The following is a 14215-nucleotide window of genomic DNA, read 5'->3' as shown; positions in this document are numbered from 1 at the left end:
TTGGGCCGATTCTCAACCAGGATTGGTGGATTTTTCTGCCCTGATTGAGTGGACTGCGGTCATCCCAAGCTGCCGTCACAAAGTCCCGCCTCTCAGTTCTCAGCGTCGAAGATAGCATACAGCGACAGCGCGAGCTTGATCTCCTTCAAAACAGCCAGTTTTGCTGCGATTCCGCCACAGAAGCCTTCCTGGGCGACTTTTGGACCTGCGACGAACCGACGCCGCCCTCAGGTTCGATTTCGCGCTGTGCGGCCCTTTATTTAGATCATAAAACACGCTTGCAAAGGACCGTTTTCTGGCACATTGCTTATTTGTACAAGCCGCCCCAAAAACCCCAGAAAAATCCGATGGCGAAAGCTGCAAACCTCACTCCCCCTCCCCTGCCGCAAAGGCTGATCGGATACGCCCGCGTTTCGACTGACGATCAACTCAATGACGCGCAGGTCGACGACCTAAGGGCGGCCGGCTGCCACCGTATCCACCAGGAGCACGGATCCGGTGCGTCGCGCGCAAGGCCCGTGCTGACAAAACTGCTCAAGGACCTTGGCGCCGGCGACGTTCTCGTCGTCGTGCGCCTGGACCGCCTTGCCCGATCGGTCAGCCATTTGCTCGATGTCATCGAAGACCTCGAAAAGCGCGGTGTGCATTTCCGCTCGTTGCGTGACCCGATTGATACCTCGACGCCACAGGGGATGTTTTCCTTAGCAGTGCTTGGCGCCGTTGCTCAGCTCGAGCGGGCCCTGATCGCCGAACGAACGAAATCCGGAATGAAGGCCGCCAAGGCGCGCGGCCGGCTTGCTGGCAATCCCGGCCTTCGGGAACGCCGCCCTGAGGCGATCCGCGCGGTTTCTGCGGCGCGCGAGCGCGCCTACCTCGACGAGTTGATTGCATCGGCACAGACATGGCTGCCGACCGTACGGCAACTTAGACCTCAGCACAGCTGGGACAACGTCGTGCGTATCCTCAATCGTCGCGGTCATGACTGGACCATCGAGCGGCTGCGGCGAGCGGTTCATCGCTTGGTTCGTGAGAAGCTTGCCAAGCCGGAACTGCTGGCTCGCTCTCCTCGTCGCGCGCCCGAGGACCATTTGATGAAGCTCGTCGCCGCAATCACGATCGCCGATCCGGATCTTTCGCTTCGCGACATCGCCGCCCAACTGGATCAGATGCACGAGCGACCGCCCCGCGGCGGCCGGAAATGGCAGCCGTCCTCCGTCAGGAACTTGCTGGAGGAAGCACGCCGCTTTGGACTGGTGCGCTCTTAAGCGCCTCGCTCATGAGACGCCAAACATGCCTGTCGCGCGACCGACCCTTCATTTGGGCAACTTCTTTCCATTCACCGCTGGCGAGAATTTTTTCGGCCAGCCGACGGTACTCCGCATCCGACCGCAGTTGGAGCTTTACGGAAGAAATTTTCGTCGCCGGCGCCGGCCTTTCGGCCGCCGACGACGGCGAGCCACGGAGATATCCGGTGAACGCCTGCTCCATGAAAGTGGGCGGCTCCCCGAACAATTGTCTTGCTCCGACCAAGTCGAGCAGCTGCGCCGCCGACAACAGAGTGGCGATGCGCCAGGCAACCGACAAATCTGAAAGAGAGTTCTGGAAAGCGGAAGCAAGCGGATGCAATCCGAACGCACCTCGCAACCACGCTATGTATGGCTTTCCCTTGAAGTGAGTTGGCATCCATAGGAATTGCATCGCGACCGTCAGATCGTCAGTTGAGAGGACATGCCGGCCCTCGACGATCGCCTGAATGGCCTTGGCCAGTTCTATCTGGAAGTCCAAAAAAACCGGAGCCTCGGTCTCCCGCGTCGTGGTCGACACCGGGCTCGCGCACGCTCTGCAGACAAGCACCGCCCTCCCCCGCAGGCAGTCAAACCGAAACCAACCACGAGCAAAGCAGCACTCGCAGTAAGTCCGCAACGTGCGGCGATGCTTCACGCAGACGGCAGCTTCAACGTGACCCCATTTAAGGCGGAGGAAATGATCACGGCCCTCCGCAGCGTCCTCATCGAGACATTCGGCGCACGTTCCGCGTTCTCGGCGATCATCAACATACCAGACTGCGGGTCTGATCATGCGTCCAAGTGCCATCGCCTCGATTTGGTCCGGCCGCAGTCTGCAGGAACGTGCCCAAGCCTTGAGCATCTGGGCTCTCGGATGGAAGTCGCGCTTCAAAAACCTCCTCGCGAGGTCATCGTCCCCGCATTCAAGCCAGAGGTCGATTTGGTCTGCCGTGCATCCATAGCGGCAGGCAACGCGCTCTTGCCATGATGAAATCAACTCGCCATCGTAAGGACGCGGCGCGATCGGCAGCAGCGGTATTCGCCTCATCGGCCGACCCGTCGCCCGAGTTGCCGTTCCGCGTGACGGCGCATGGCAACGAGCGGCAAGACGAGATCCTCGCGATCGAAGCTTTCAACAGTGATGCATTCCCGGCCGCTGCGGATAGCGTCTGTCGCGACTGTCTCCATCAGTCGAAAAATCCGCACCGTCACTCCTTCCGTTAGGTCGAGAACGCGCCTGCGGATGGCAGCCGCGCCCAGTTGCGATGGCTGGCGCAGCGGCAGAATGCAAGCGAGGCTCGACAGGAGTTGCGCCAGTTTTTGATCGTTCGACCAGCGTTCGAGATGAAACGCTTCGAAGCGCTCGGCAAGTTGGGGATCGGTGAGCAAAGCTTGTCGGGCTAGATCTGTACCGGCGCAAACCAGTTGAACCCTCAGGTCATTGGCGAGGAAGCGGATGACGTTGAGAAAGATCCTCTGCTGGCGGAAGGTACCGGTCAGCATGGCATGGATTTCGTCGATGATCAGCATCCGCACACCCATGCTGCGCATCAGGCTTCTGCAAATTCCCTTGAGCCGAAAAGCCGCATCGCTCGCGGGCCCCGGCGCCCCCATAGCATTCAGGAGTTCGCCGTAGATGTCCCGTTCGACCGGCTCCGCCGGCATCTGCATCGCCACGACCGGCATGGTGGTCACACCGCTTGCTCGATCGAAGGAGGCCGCGTGATCGCGGAGGAATTTACGGATGATCTTCGTTTTTCCCATGCCCGTGTCGCCATAGAGAAGCAGGCAAGGCATGCGATCTCGCGGAGGATAGGACAGCAAATCCTCCAAACGCATCAGTGCTGATCTGGCTTGCGCCGTTTCCAGCCACCGATCAGACCGGATCCAGGCCACGCGCTCGTCGTCGCCAAGAGCTGCTTGGCTTTGATAGGCCGGTAGCAGATGCGCATATTCTATCACGACCACTCCTCTACAGTTAAGGGCGACAAGTCGATGAAGGTCTCGTCTTCAGCCTCGGTCTCCGGCGGGCGGGACGGTTCCCCGCCAACGGCGAGTGCTCGTTCGGTTCGTTCCACATGGCGGCGCATGCTTCGGGTCTGCTGAACGGCGCTTTCCAGCAGTCGCCGTTGCTCCGCGATGGTGTCGAAAATCAATTTTTCATCGACAGAACGAACCCCGCGCTCTCTGAGCGCTGCACGCGCCAGGCGATGTTCCCCTAGGGTGATAGGCGGCCGGTCCAGAGCCGCAAATCGGACGGGCCAGACAGAGCCGTCCTCCTGTTCAACATAGACACAGGAAAGGTCGCGCGGATCGAATTTGACCCGTACTTGGCGCGCCGACCGGCCAGCCAACGGACTGAGAACGTCATCCCAATAACGAATTCCAAACAGATGCAGGCCATCCCTGCGGATGCAACGCTCCTTGAAGGGCAGGAAATCTCGCAAAAACCGGTCTGGATCGTGCGGCAGGCGCAAGGGATCGACACGGGCCGCGACAGCATCATTCCAGGCGGTTCGCGGCGGGAGCAGCAATGCGCTGTGAACTTCAGCGTGATAACGGCCGACGATCTGAAGGGCCAACCACCTCTCCAATTCGTCCAGCGTCATCGCCGCGTGCTTTTGCGGATCGTAGGAGCCTCGCTTGGCTATGTTGCTCGAGGTGGATCCGGGCAGCAGATGCACAGCGCCCATCATCGTGCCGATCAGCCGCTCAATGTGCCCGCCGTAATGCGGTCGGGCGACGGGGCGGTGCACCAGCTCGATGCCGTGCTCAGGTGCTCCTCTAACGAGAGCTTTGCCATGAAACTCCCGCCCGTTGTCGAGGTGGATAATGTCGGGCAGTCCAAACACCGGCCACTCGGCATCAATGCCCCTCGCCTGCAGCCAAGGTGCTTTTGGCATCACCAGATGCTGGATCGCCAAGGCTACCGACGTCGACGACGGAGGCTCCAGACTGAGATAGAAGCCGGCCACCATTCTGCTCGCGATATCAATGGCCAATGTCAACCAGGGACGCTGCAGCGGCCGTCGATCTCTCGCATCTACGATGAACAAATCTACCAAGGTATGATCGATCTGGACGATGTGGAGGGCGTGATCGGCACCGTACTCGCAGACGACGGCATCGAATTTCTGCCGGGCTGCCTTCGCGCCTTATCTCGCCTGCATCAGGCTTCTGGGATCGGCGAGGTCTATTCGAGCCCGGACAGCTTTCAATGATGGTGGATGAAGCCGACGTTCATGACAGAGTTCTTCCACCCGATCGTAAAGTGCGGTGACAGTCGGCCGCTCTCGTTTGCGGTAGGTATCGGCAATCGCCGTCTGAATGATCTCCTCGATCTCAGGCGACAAAAGCGTCTTGCCTTTCGGTGGACCCGAGCTGTCCGCCAGCAATGAACTCGTGACCGGCGAGGCACGATACCGGCTCAACAGTACGTAGAAGCGACTTCGACTTATCTTCAGCTCACGGCATGCCGCGCCTACGTGCAAAGGTGAAAGGCGCGGCAATAATGCCAAGGGTCGGATCACTTTTTCGCGCGACACGGCATCCAACCACACCGCGTCATCGACCATGAGCTTATCGCGTTTACGGCTCATCGGCCGTCACCCTTACCTTAACCGGCAAATCAGAATAGAATCCTGCGATCCTGGTCGAATCCACTCAATTAGGGTGACCTACTATTGTTACAAAACAAAGACATACAGTCCATTGAATTAGGACTAGCGACACTGTCGCTCGCATTTGATCGCCGGACAGTCCGTTTCAGGCGTCTGTGGTCGTCGAAATTCGCAGCCATTGGGCGGACTCGTTGTGCGCTTGATCAGCGGACTGCAGCGGTCTAGCGCCTCGCATGCAATCCCGACCGGCGTTGACGGCGGTCGCGGCGACCGACCGGGTGCTCACAGGCACCTTCTTCCGGGCAATCGCCGATTTCGGCCAAGGAAGCCCGCTCTGCGGTTTTTTACGCTTGACGAACAACGCCTCATCCCGACCCGCGAAACGCGCTCCATGGTCTTCTGTGTGACTCGATTTTTTCGCACTCGCTGTCCTCTCGGGCGGAGACCCGGTAGCGGGTCACCCATTCCTGGAATGCGCCGCATCAATCAGCCGCGCACGAGCCCTGTCGCGTTTGCGATGCGGTAGGCGTTGTGCGGCTGTCCACCTTGGGTCCGCCAGGATCTGAGTGGCCAGGCGCTCATATTCAGCCGAACTGCGCAGCAACGGATCGGTGGCCATTCCATGGGGCGGCGGTGACATGGTGCGCGTGCGCCGCGCGCCATTCGAATAGCGGCCTCCGACATTCTAGCGACCCCATCCGGGTTGACGCCGAACACGTCGCTCAGGGCGAGCAGCGTGACGAAGCGCCCACCGACGACCGGCCGAGCGGCGCCCCGCTTATGATGCGTGCAATTCGGGGCTGGACGAGTTATATAGGTAGAATATAGATCATCAGGAACCTTTGAAGATGGCCCTTAGTATAAAAGATCCGGAAACCGAACGTCTGGCGCGCACGCTCGCGGAGCGCACCGGCGAAAGTATCACTCTCGCGACGCGGACAGCGCTTGAACAGCGTCTACGCCGCCTCGGATCCAGTATTCGCAAGGCAGCTCTGCTGGAGGATCTCGCGGCCAGCAGACGACGCTGGCGCAGCCTTCCAGTCCTAGACACACGTAGTGCAGATGAGATTGTCGGCTATGACGAGAACGGACTACCCGGCTGATGGTCATCGACACCTCGGCGATTGTTGCGATCGCGCTGGACGAACCGGATGCCTTGACCTTCGAAGAGCGCATCGCCGACGATCCTATACGCTTGATTTCGGCGGCCACCGTGCTTGAAGCGGCAATGGTGCTTGAAACGAGGCTTGGCGAGGCTGGCGGTAGCGAACTGGATCTATGGCTCCACAAGATCGGTGCCGAGGTCGTACCCGTATCTCCGGGCGATGCGGATCAGGCACGCCGCGCTTGGCGCCGCTACGGTAAGGGCCGCCACCCGGCTGGGCTAAATTACGGGGATTGCTTCTCCTACGCTCTCGCGTTCATGACGGGTGAGCCGTTGCTCTTCAAAGGCAATGACTTCTCACAAACGGACATCAGTGCCGCATGACAATTGAAGAGCGAAGCGTTGGGACGCGCTATAGTGCGCGCCCCTCCCCTCCGCTTAGGGTCCATCTGCAGGACGTCACCGATCGCGCTCGCGATTATGTCGAGGCGGCAAGCTCAGCCAGCACCCGCCAGGCTACGCATCAGATTGGAAGCGTTTCTCCGCCTGGTGCCGGCGGCAGAGTCTTTCTTCGCTCCCGCCGGATCCTTCGGTGGTGGGACTCTACATCACGGCATGCGCTTCAGGCGCACCGACGCGCGGCGGCAAGGAGGACAGCGTTTCGACGATCGAGCGTCGTCTCTCCGCCATCGGCTGGAACTATACGCAGCGCGGCGAAAAACTCGATCGCAAGGACCGCGCCATTGCCACCGTGCTGGCCGGCATCCGCAAAAAACACGCGGCCCCGCCCCGGCAGAAGGAGGTAATCCTGCCGGAAGACCTGATCGCCATGCTTGAGACGCTCGAAAGGGGGACGCTTCGCGGCATGCGGGATCGTGCCATGCTGCTTGTCGGGTTCTCCGGCGGCCTGCGCCGCTCGGAAATCACCGGGCTCGACCTTGGCCGCGACCAGACGGAAGATTCCTCGGGCTGGATCGAAATCTTCGACAAGGGCGCGCTGCTGACACTGCGCGGCAAGACGGGCTGGCGGCCGGTGTACGCGACGACCTCTCCGCGGCCGAGCGCGGCCAGATGTTTGCCGGGCACTCGTTGCGTGCCGGCCTCGCCTCCTCGGCCGAAGTCGACGAACGCCATGTGCAAAAGCAGCTCGGCCATGCCTCCGCCGAAATGACCCGCCGCTACCAGCGCCGCCGCGACCGGTTTCGCATCAACCTCACAAGGGCCGCGGGCCTGTAGCCCTCCCCTCCCCGCCAAGGTCTCGGCAGTCGACTTGCTTTGCGGTCGCCCATACGGATTGGCCGCCACTCTCACCATGGCGTCGAGGGTCAGGCATTGTCAGGCAAATACAATCGGCGCGATAAGTAGGCATCTCCCTCTCGTTTCGCATTGGTGGTATGAGGGAGCGATGTGGCGCGGGCGACGAAGATGGGACAGGGGAAGACTTGCCCTGCTGGCTGCGGGGGCGCTGGCCTCCTGCATCCCGACGAATGCCGCGATCGCTCAGATTGAATGGCGCGCGCCGCCTTGTACTTACTCAATAGCGACCAGCACTGGAACGCTATGCGTCCGCGAGGCCACCTTTAATCGCGACATATGCAGGGCGCTAGCCCGTTTCGCCGGCGAGAACGATCTACCGCCAGATTTCTTTGCACGGCTGATCTGGACGGAAAGCCGGTTCCGTCCAGATGCCGTCAGCCCAAAGGGCGCGGAAGGAATAGCGCAATTCGTTCCCTCCACTGCAAGACTGCGCGGCCTATCGAACAGTTTCGACGCTTTGGAGGCATTGAAGAAATCAGCTGAGTATCTCGATGACCTGCGAGACCGCTTCGGCAACCTCGGTCTGGCCGCCGCCGCCTACAATGCCGGCGAAGGCAGACTGCGGACGTTCCTGAAAACCGGAAGCCTGCCGCCGGAGACCCGCAACTATGTCCTTGAAATCACGGCACATGCGGCCGAGGACTGGCGCGACAACCCGCCTGCCGCCATCGATCTGCGACTCGACGGGCAAAAGTCCTTCGAGGACGCCTGCATCGCACTTGCCAGCACGCGGCGCCTCAAGGCCCTGGATTTTGAAGCGGAAGGCGCCTGGGCGCCGTGGGGCGCACAACTGGCGGGGCATTTCCAGAAGCCGGTGGCAATCAGACTGTTCCTGTCGACCATTCGATCTCTGCCCGCGCCGCTGAATAAGGAAAAGCCGCTGATCCAGAAGGAACGCAACCGTGCCTTCGGGACAAGGCTGCGATACACGGCCCGTATCGGCCGCCCGACCCGGCAAGAAGCCGAGGCCGTGTGCGTTGAAGTCCGCAAGCGCGAAGGCGCCTGCATCGTCTTCAGGAACTGACTGGCCCCAGCGGTTCGCCGAATTGCGTGCCGTGCGTATAAGGCGATCGACGCACAGATTGGGGCAAACTCGTAATCCACGAGAAGGAACCGAGAAACGGGGCGGTAACCTCGCTGGCGGTTTGATGGACGAGTAGTATGGAGCCTATCGTTCCGCGCCATCGCGATCATTGCCGCGCTGGCGTTCCTGTTCGGCGTGCCGGAGGATCCGCTGGCGTTGTTCGTCCTGCGCGCCCTTGGCCGCGCCTGCCTGCTCCCGCGCCGCACGAGCGGCACGACCGGCGGCAATTGCCTGCTGCTGGGCAGCGATAGCAGGATCGACCGTCTGCGGCACGGCCCGATCTTGGGTTCGCGCATCATCGGCGCGGGCCGCCAACGGTTTGCCCCCTCCCCCTGCGGTGTCAGCGACCGACCGCACTTGCTGCATCTCGATGTCACGGCGCTGCTCGGCAAAGAGCGCGGAGATTTCCGTCCGCATCTCCTCGACAGCCTGGCGTTCCGCACCGCTGTCGACCATGGTCTCCAGCCGGTCCATTGATTTGTTCGCCCGCGACACGCGCTCGTCGAACTGCTCCAGCGATAAGGGCATGGTCTTTTCCTCCTGGCGTTGAATGTTTGCGATGAAGCTTTTGAGCTCTGCCAACGACTCGTTCGACGGCGCACCGGATTGCTGAGTAAAGGCATCAAACCGTTTCTGAAGCCAGGGCGACGGCACTCCGTCCTTCCCAGAACCAGCGGCCTCAATCGCGACGCCGGCGCGAATACCTTGTTTCAGGAGCTTGGCCTGGATGTCGCTGGTGACGGCCAATGTTTCGCCAACGGGGCCGAACGCGTCGTTCTGCTTGGCCAGCTCACGCTCTATTTTGCTGACGCTCGCCGTTGTGGGCGCCAGGACATAAATCGCCTTACGACCGGCCAAAACGAAGGTGCTACCTACGCCGACCACCCGCTGAACAATCGCAGCAATCGTGTCGCGATCGGCGGCCTGCTCACTCTCGAGACGAAGGAGGACAAAGCCATTGGCATGGCGCGGCGCTGGCTGGACAGCCTTTTCGGTCGCCGCGGCTGCGAAACGGTCAGCCGCCGCGATCACCGACGGCGCCGCCCCGGCCCTTTTTAAGGCGCTCGCCGTTGCCTGCCATTTCGGCGCAAGCGCCAGGTTCCCATCGGTAAGCGAGGCACGATCGACGACGCCGGCCCTCTTGCGCTCGACGCGTTTGGTGACGGCGGGCGTCTTCAGATAGCGAGGATCGCTCTTGCTGCGCTCGTAGGCGCCGGCCTGCGACTGGCTGTAAGGCCGTGTGGCCGCCACATCCGAGCGCCGGGTGGCGACCATGGCGATGCCCTGCTCACGCGCCTTGGCCGCAAAACGCTCCCGCCATTCATAGAGTTCCGGCTTGGTCAGGCGCAGCGCCTTGCCAACGTCATCATGCGCCGCGATCATCGCATGGACATGCACATGGCCGGTATCGGGATGATGCGCGGTGATCCACCGGTGGCCGGCGACCTGTTCGCTCAGGAAATCCCGGACAGCGCGCGTCATCGCCTCCGGATCAGTCCCGGCGCGGGCCGAGAAGATGACATGAAAGCCGTTGCGCGGCTCAACGGTGCGAATGTGGCAGGACCAGGCGGGCCAGATGCCTTCAGCCTGCTCCTTGACGCCGGTCCCGCGCTTGACCGGCTCGCCTTCGCTGGTGGTTACGGCCTTCTCGGTGCGCAGAAACTTTTCAAGGAAGTAACGACCGGACTTTTCCGAGACGGCCGCCCCGAGAATGCGGACCTCGGCGGAGACGCCGGCGTCGGCCAGTCGGCGCACGAAATCATTCTCCGCATTTTCGACAGCGCGGGCCGGACCCTCCCCCTTCTCGCGTGCCTTCAGCGCGCCGGCGATCTTCTTCGCGGGCAGGTCGGTCACCGCATAGACGGAGACCTTGCCATCCGGATGCCGGGAATAGAGGAAAGGCTTCGAGCCGAAGACAGTGTTCAGGGCGTCGTGAAGCGCTGCATCGTCGACCGGATCGGCAAGCGTGATGGAAAACGTGGCCAGCGCGTCGACCGCATAGGCATCGCGGAAGTCCGAGCCCCATTCGGCCAGAACTGCTGCCCGGTCCGCACGGCTTGCGATGACAAGGCCGTCCTGATCGTAGACCGGGATGTCGACCTTGCCCTTCTCACCGTTCTCCTTCTCGATTTCCCGCGTTCCGAGATAGGTCATTAGACCCGCGGCCGACCCCCTGCTGGACACGGTTGACGTCACCTTGATCACCGCCGGCTGCGCGCCGGCGGCAATCGCCGCGCGGCTTGCGGTCTCCGCTGAGGATCCATTCGTTGCTGCGCGCAGCGAGGAGATTGGCCGCGCCTTATGAGACGAAGTGACGGACGAAGCACCGGCCCCTCCCCCGCCGGACTTGCGCCGCTCATCGTCGTCCTCCCGGTTGCCGCCAGCGCCGATGGCCCCGACCAGCGCGATGACGCCCTGCTGTGATGACTGCGGCCTTTGCAGGATCGACGCGATCGTCGGCTCGTTGGACGAAATTGGACCTGTGCGCGCCTTGCTTGCTATCCCGGTAGGCATGAAACGCTGCTTCGGTGCCTCACCCGCTATGGCGAGGCCAACCGCGCGGCGCCGGCGCAACTCCTCTTCGTCATCAATCAAGAAAGATGCACGACGGGCGGACAACGCCTGGATTTCGCCGAGCAGTCCGGACCAATCATGCGCCACGGCCAGCCCCCCTCCGCTCCTTGCGGCTGATCCGCAGCATCAGGTCGACGTCGGCGCGCAGCCGAAACACACCGTCGAGAAGGTAACGGAGCGCCGCGTCGAGATGCGCTTCATAGCCGACACGCCCCTCGTTCATCGCCCGGACAGCCTGATTGAGGTTGATGCCGATGCGCCGCAGCTCCTCGTTCGTGCCGCGGAGGGCGTCTGCCTCGGCCGGACCGACCGGGAGCGGTAGACCGGCCTGGTCGCGAAACAGCAGCCGGATGACGTCGCTGGCGGTGCGGTCCTCTCCGCAAAGCACGGCCAGCGCATCTCGCTCCTCCGGCTGTAGACGGACCCTGACCACCTCGCTTCGCATCGTTTCCTTCCCGCTTTCCAGGTTGCCGGAGGCGACCCTGAGCGCCAGAGGCGCGAACCACAGCCCTGCCGGAGGCGCGGCGACGTCAAGTTTGTACCACAAACTTGACTATCCTGCCATAATGAATGACAACTATATTTTCTTCAATGACCTGCTTCGCTCGACCATGCATTCTCAGTCTCGCCATCATGTCACGTCGATAGCGGCGCGCAATTGTCCCCCGAACAATTGCCCGTTATTAATGCGATCGTTGCCAGCGATATCGCGAGCAATTGCCAATTACTCATTAATTATTGACACTTAACCACGCTCCGTTTGCCCGTTAACAACGGGCAATTGATGATTGCTCATTCACCATTGCCCGTTGTCATTGGGCAAGCATCAATCGTCAATCATCAATGGTGAACGAACAATGGGCAATGATTTAGTTGCGGAAAAAAGATAAGAGAGTAATTATAGTTTATTTATTTGAAGGAGCCGACATGATCGTCACCATCGCCAACCCAAAGGGCGGGACCGGCAAAACAACGCTCGTCAGGGCGCTGTCAGGCACGGCCGCCCATGCAGGCAACAACGTGTTTCTCATCGACGCCGACAGCCGGGCCAACACCATGCGCTGGGTCACGATGTCGAAACAGATGAACGTCTGGCCGGACCGGCTGGAGGCGGAAAGCTGCCTCGACCCGAACCGGATCTACAAGATGGCGCTGGAGCACCAATTCGAAGGAAAGATCGTCTTCATCGATATCGAGGGAACCACGAACGAAAACCTGTTCGCCGGTCTCTATTGCGCCGACATCGTTCTGATCCCGCTGCAAACCACCCAGGACGATGTGGTCGCCGGAATGCAGCTCGCGCTGAACCATATTCCGGTGGTCGAGGAAGACCAGAAACGCAAGCTGCCGACGATGATCGTCATCAACCAGCACGATCTTGTCACCGGCCGGGCGAAGGCCCACGAGCCGCTGCGCGAAATCCTCCGGGAGAGCGGTGTCGCTCTTGCATCCCGGCCGATCGCCCGGCGGGCATCCTACCAGTCGATCGGCGCCGCCGGCACGCTCCAGACCGTCGCGAAATCCGACCAGAAGGCAATTGCCGAGATGGAAACCCTACTCGGCGAGCTCCTCACCCTCTACAGGTCGACAGCGAAAGAGGCTCTGCTATGAGCGAAGGATCGGATAACAAGAACCTCGTCCTCGGGCTGATTTCAACGGGCCGCGACCGGCCATCGGTGCGCGGAAAACCAGCCTCCTCCCCTCCCCCGGCGAACACCGACGATGAAAGCGCCGCCTCGTCAAAACCGACAGTCGGCCGAACCCAGTTCCGCGACCTGGTCGTCAAGGGCGAAAGTCGCGATCCCATCGCCGGCAAGCGCTTCCGCGATACCGAAAAAGTCACGACCGGCATCCATATCCGCGCCGAGGTCCACAAGAAGCTGAAGATCCTTGCTGCCATCGAGCGGCGCAAGTTCAACAGCTACGTCGAGGAGGCGATCGACGACTATCTCCTGAAGATCGCGGACCGGATTCCCGACATCTCCTGACACGGGGCCGAGAAGCGGATCCGTCACGCGCTCCGCTTCTCGGGTCCTCCATTCGCTCTCAGCGCAGCCATCAACATTGGCCCGAGACCGAATTCGCCGCGCGCCGCCTTCCGTGTGAGATCGCGCAGATAACCGCCGGCCGAATTGATGTGCTCTGCCCGTTCGAGGATGCAGGCAATGGCAATGGCCGCGTTTTCAGGCCCCATTGCTTCACACGCCTCCTGATAGGCCGACGGGCTGACGCCCAGCATCGACCGCACCACCACTGCGGCCGTCATCAGGTCACGCCAGCCCTCAATTTGGCCACTCGGAGCGTAATCCGCCATCTGGGGGCATGCCTTCAGCACAACACCCAAGGGGAAAGCCTTCAGCGGCTCGGTGATCCGTTTCGGTTTCCGGCTCGGCATCTCGCCCTTCTCTTTTTCAGAGCGAGGTTCAAGTTCATGGAAGGATTCGGGTTTTGAATTCTGTATGTGACGTCCGTTATGGTCATCATTGGCGTCCGTTTTTTCTGCTTTTAACTGAATTTCCAATCGGTTGATGATTTCCTCGCGAAGAAGCTCCATCTCATCGAGCGCCGCAGCGACATCTTCACGCCGAGGAGAGCGCGGAAGGCGCGCGACGAGGTCGATATACATTGCCTCTATGGAGGCCCAGTCGCCGTCCGCACCCTCTTCCATGGCGGCCGAGATCAGTTTGCGGACGTCACGCCGGCAAAGCGACAACGCCTCCTTGGCGCGCTTGAACCGAAGACGCTCGGCAGCAACCTGCTGCGCGAGGCTCGCCAGCTCGGCGGCGCGGGCAAGCAAGGGTGCGAGGCTGAAGCCGAAGGCCGCCTCGATCTCCCCTCCCCGACCCCGATGCGCATAGCGCTTGCCATTCGGGCTGTCGCGACGCTCGATCAATCCTGCGTCTACCAGCGCGGCAAGATGCCGGCGCAAGGTCGTCCCGGCGATGCCATGCGCGCGCAGGGACAACTGGTTATTCGACGGGAACACGACCAGACCACCGCTTTCGTCGGAAAGCTCGTCGCTCGGATAGAAGCTCAGCAGCGCCTGCAGCACCGTAATCGAACGGTCTTGCAGGCCGAAGACTTCCTTCGCCTCGCCGACGTCGTTGAAGACTTTCCATTTGTTGACCGCCTTACTCGGGCTGCGATCGGCCGTCGCGAGCTGTCCTTTCACTAAGGCAAGCGTCATCGGACGCCCATGAGGCGTCGTTACACGTCCTGTCTGCATTTT

The 14215-nt window shown here is 61.4% G+C and carries 13 protein-coding genes and 2 pseudogenes; 7 read left to right on the top strand and 8 right to left on the bottom strand.

What is annotated here, in order from left to right; genetic code table 11:
* Window positions 1-347: 347 nt before the first annotated feature.
* Window positions 348-1265 (top strand): recombinase family protein, encoded by a 918-nt coding sequence (locus tag AABF56_RS34640; protein WP_272809249.1) that lies wholly within the window; start codon window positions 348-350, stop codon window positions 1263-1265.
* On the opposite strand, the gene AABF56_RS34635 is transcribed toward AABF56_RS34640, so the two are convergent.
* From AABF56_RS34635 to AABF56_RS34620, 5 genes and pseudogenes are all read right to left on the bottom strand, one after another.
* The gene (locus AABF56_RS34635) at window positions 1216-1824 is read right to left on the bottom strand and encodes a hypothetical protein (RefSeq protein WP_272809250.1); all 609 of its coding nucleotides are present in this window, start codon (window positions 1822-1824) and stop codon (window positions 1216-1218) included. The genes AABF56_RS34640 and AABF56_RS34635 overlap by 50 nt on opposite strands.
* A gap of 156 nt (window positions 1825-1980) precedes the next feature.
* Window positions 1981-2334: pseudogene (locus tag AABF56_RS37860) on the bottom strand (TniQ family protein); the annotation flags it as partial.
* Complete coding sequence (locus AABF56_RS34630; protein WP_272809251.1) at window positions 2331-3248, bottom strand: TniB family NTP-binding protein; 918 nt, start codon at window positions 3246-3248, stop codon at window positions 2331-2333. The gene AABF56_RS34630 and the pseudogene AABF56_RS37860, both read right to left, overlap by 4 nt.
* Entirely contained in the window at window positions 3245-4264 is a 1020-nt protein-coding gene (locus AABF56_RS34625; protein ID WP_336314414.1) for a transposase, read from the bottom strand. Before AABF56_RS34625 ends, AABF56_RS34630 begins: the two co-directional genes overlap by 4 nt.
* Before the next feature lie 177 nt (window positions 4265-4441).
* Window positions 4442-4885 carry a DNA-binding domain-containing protein gene (locus tag AABF56_RS34620; RefSeq protein ID WP_272809252.1) on the bottom strand — a complete coding sequence of 148 codons (444 nt, stop codon included), beginning with the start codon at window positions 4883-4885 and terminating at the stop codon, window positions 4442-4444.
* Between the two features lie 869 nt (window positions 4886-5754).
* Here AABF56_RS34620 and AABF56_RS34615 point away from each other — a divergent pair.
* The 4 genes and pseudogenes from AABF56_RS34615 to AABF56_RS34600 all read left to right on the top strand — a co-directional run bounded on the left by AABF56_RS34615 (window position 5755) and on the right by AABF56_RS34600 (window position 8352).
* Window positions 5755-6009 (top strand): type II toxin-antitoxin system VapB family antitoxin, encoded by a 255-nt coding sequence (locus tag AABF56_RS34615; RefSeq protein WP_272809253.1) that lies wholly within the window; start codon window positions 5755-5757, stop codon window positions 6007-6009.
* Window positions 6009-6395: a type II toxin-antitoxin system VapC family toxin gene (locus tag AABF56_RS34610; protein WP_272809254.1), complete on the top strand. Its 387-nt coding sequence runs from the start codon at window positions 6009-6011 to the stop codon at window positions 6393-6395. Before AABF56_RS34615 ends, AABF56_RS34610 begins: the two co-directional genes overlap by 1 nt.
* A pseudogene (locus AABF56_RS34605) lies at window positions 6392-7247 on the top strand (tyrosine-type recombinase/integrase). The gene AABF56_RS34610 and the pseudogene AABF56_RS34605 overlap by 4 nt, the downstream one beginning before the upstream one ends.
* A gap of 169 nt (window positions 7248-7416) precedes the next feature.
* On the top strand, window positions 7417-8352 hold the full coding sequence (locus AABF56_RS34600) for a lytic transglycosylase domain-containing protein (protein ID WP_272809255.1): 936 nt from the start codon (window positions 7417-7419) through the stop codon (window positions 8350-8352).
* Between the two features lie 144 nt (window positions 8353-8496).
* On the opposite strand, the gene AABF56_RS34595 is transcribed toward AABF56_RS34600, so the two are convergent.
* Window positions 8497-11073 (bottom strand): relaxase/mobilization nuclease domain-containing protein, encoded by a 2577-nt coding sequence (locus AABF56_RS34595; RefSeq protein ID WP_272809256.1) that lies wholly within the window; start codon window positions 11071-11073, stop codon window positions 8497-8499.
* Window positions 11063-11533 carry a plasmid mobilization relaxosome protein MobC gene (gene mobC / locus AABF56_RS34590; protein WP_272809257.1) on the bottom strand — a complete coding sequence of 157 codons (471 nt, stop codon included), beginning with the start codon at window positions 11531-11533 and terminating at the stop codon, window positions 11063-11065. The genes AABF56_RS34595 and mobC overlap by 11 nt, the downstream gene beginning before the upstream one ends.
* 380 nt (window positions 11534-11913) lie before the next feature.
* On the opposite strand from mobC, the gene AABF56_RS34585 reads away from it, so the two are divergent.
* Both AABF56_RS34585 and AABF56_RS34580 read left to right on the top strand, forming a co-directional pair.
* Entirely contained in the window at window positions 11914-12597 is a 684-nt protein-coding gene (locus AABF56_RS34585; RefSeq protein WP_272809258.1) for a ParA family protein, read from the top strand.
* A complete protein-coding gene (locus AABF56_RS34580) occupies window positions 12594-12974 on the top strand; it encodes a hypothetical protein (RefSeq protein WP_272809259.1) in 381 nt (126 codons plus the stop codon). Before AABF56_RS34585 ends, AABF56_RS34580 begins: the two co-directional genes overlap by 4 nt.
* A gap of 23 nt (window positions 12975-12997) precedes the next feature.
* Here the strand turns inward: AABF56_RS34580 and repC are convergent, their stop codons facing one another.
* Window positions 12998-14212 (bottom strand): plasmid replication protein RepC, encoded by a 1215-nt coding sequence (gene repC, locus AABF56_RS34575; RefSeq protein WP_272809260.1) that lies wholly within the window; start codon window positions 14210-14212, stop codon window positions 12998-13000.
* Window positions 14213-14215: the final 3 nt, after the last annotated feature.

It is taken from the genome of Shinella sp. WSC3-e (assembly GCF_945994535.1).
GTDB lineage: Bacteria > Pseudomonadota > Alphaproteobacteria > Rhizobiales > Rhizobiaceae > Shinella > Shinella yambaruensis.
This window is presented reverse-complemented; position numbering and strand designations above follow the sequence as displayed.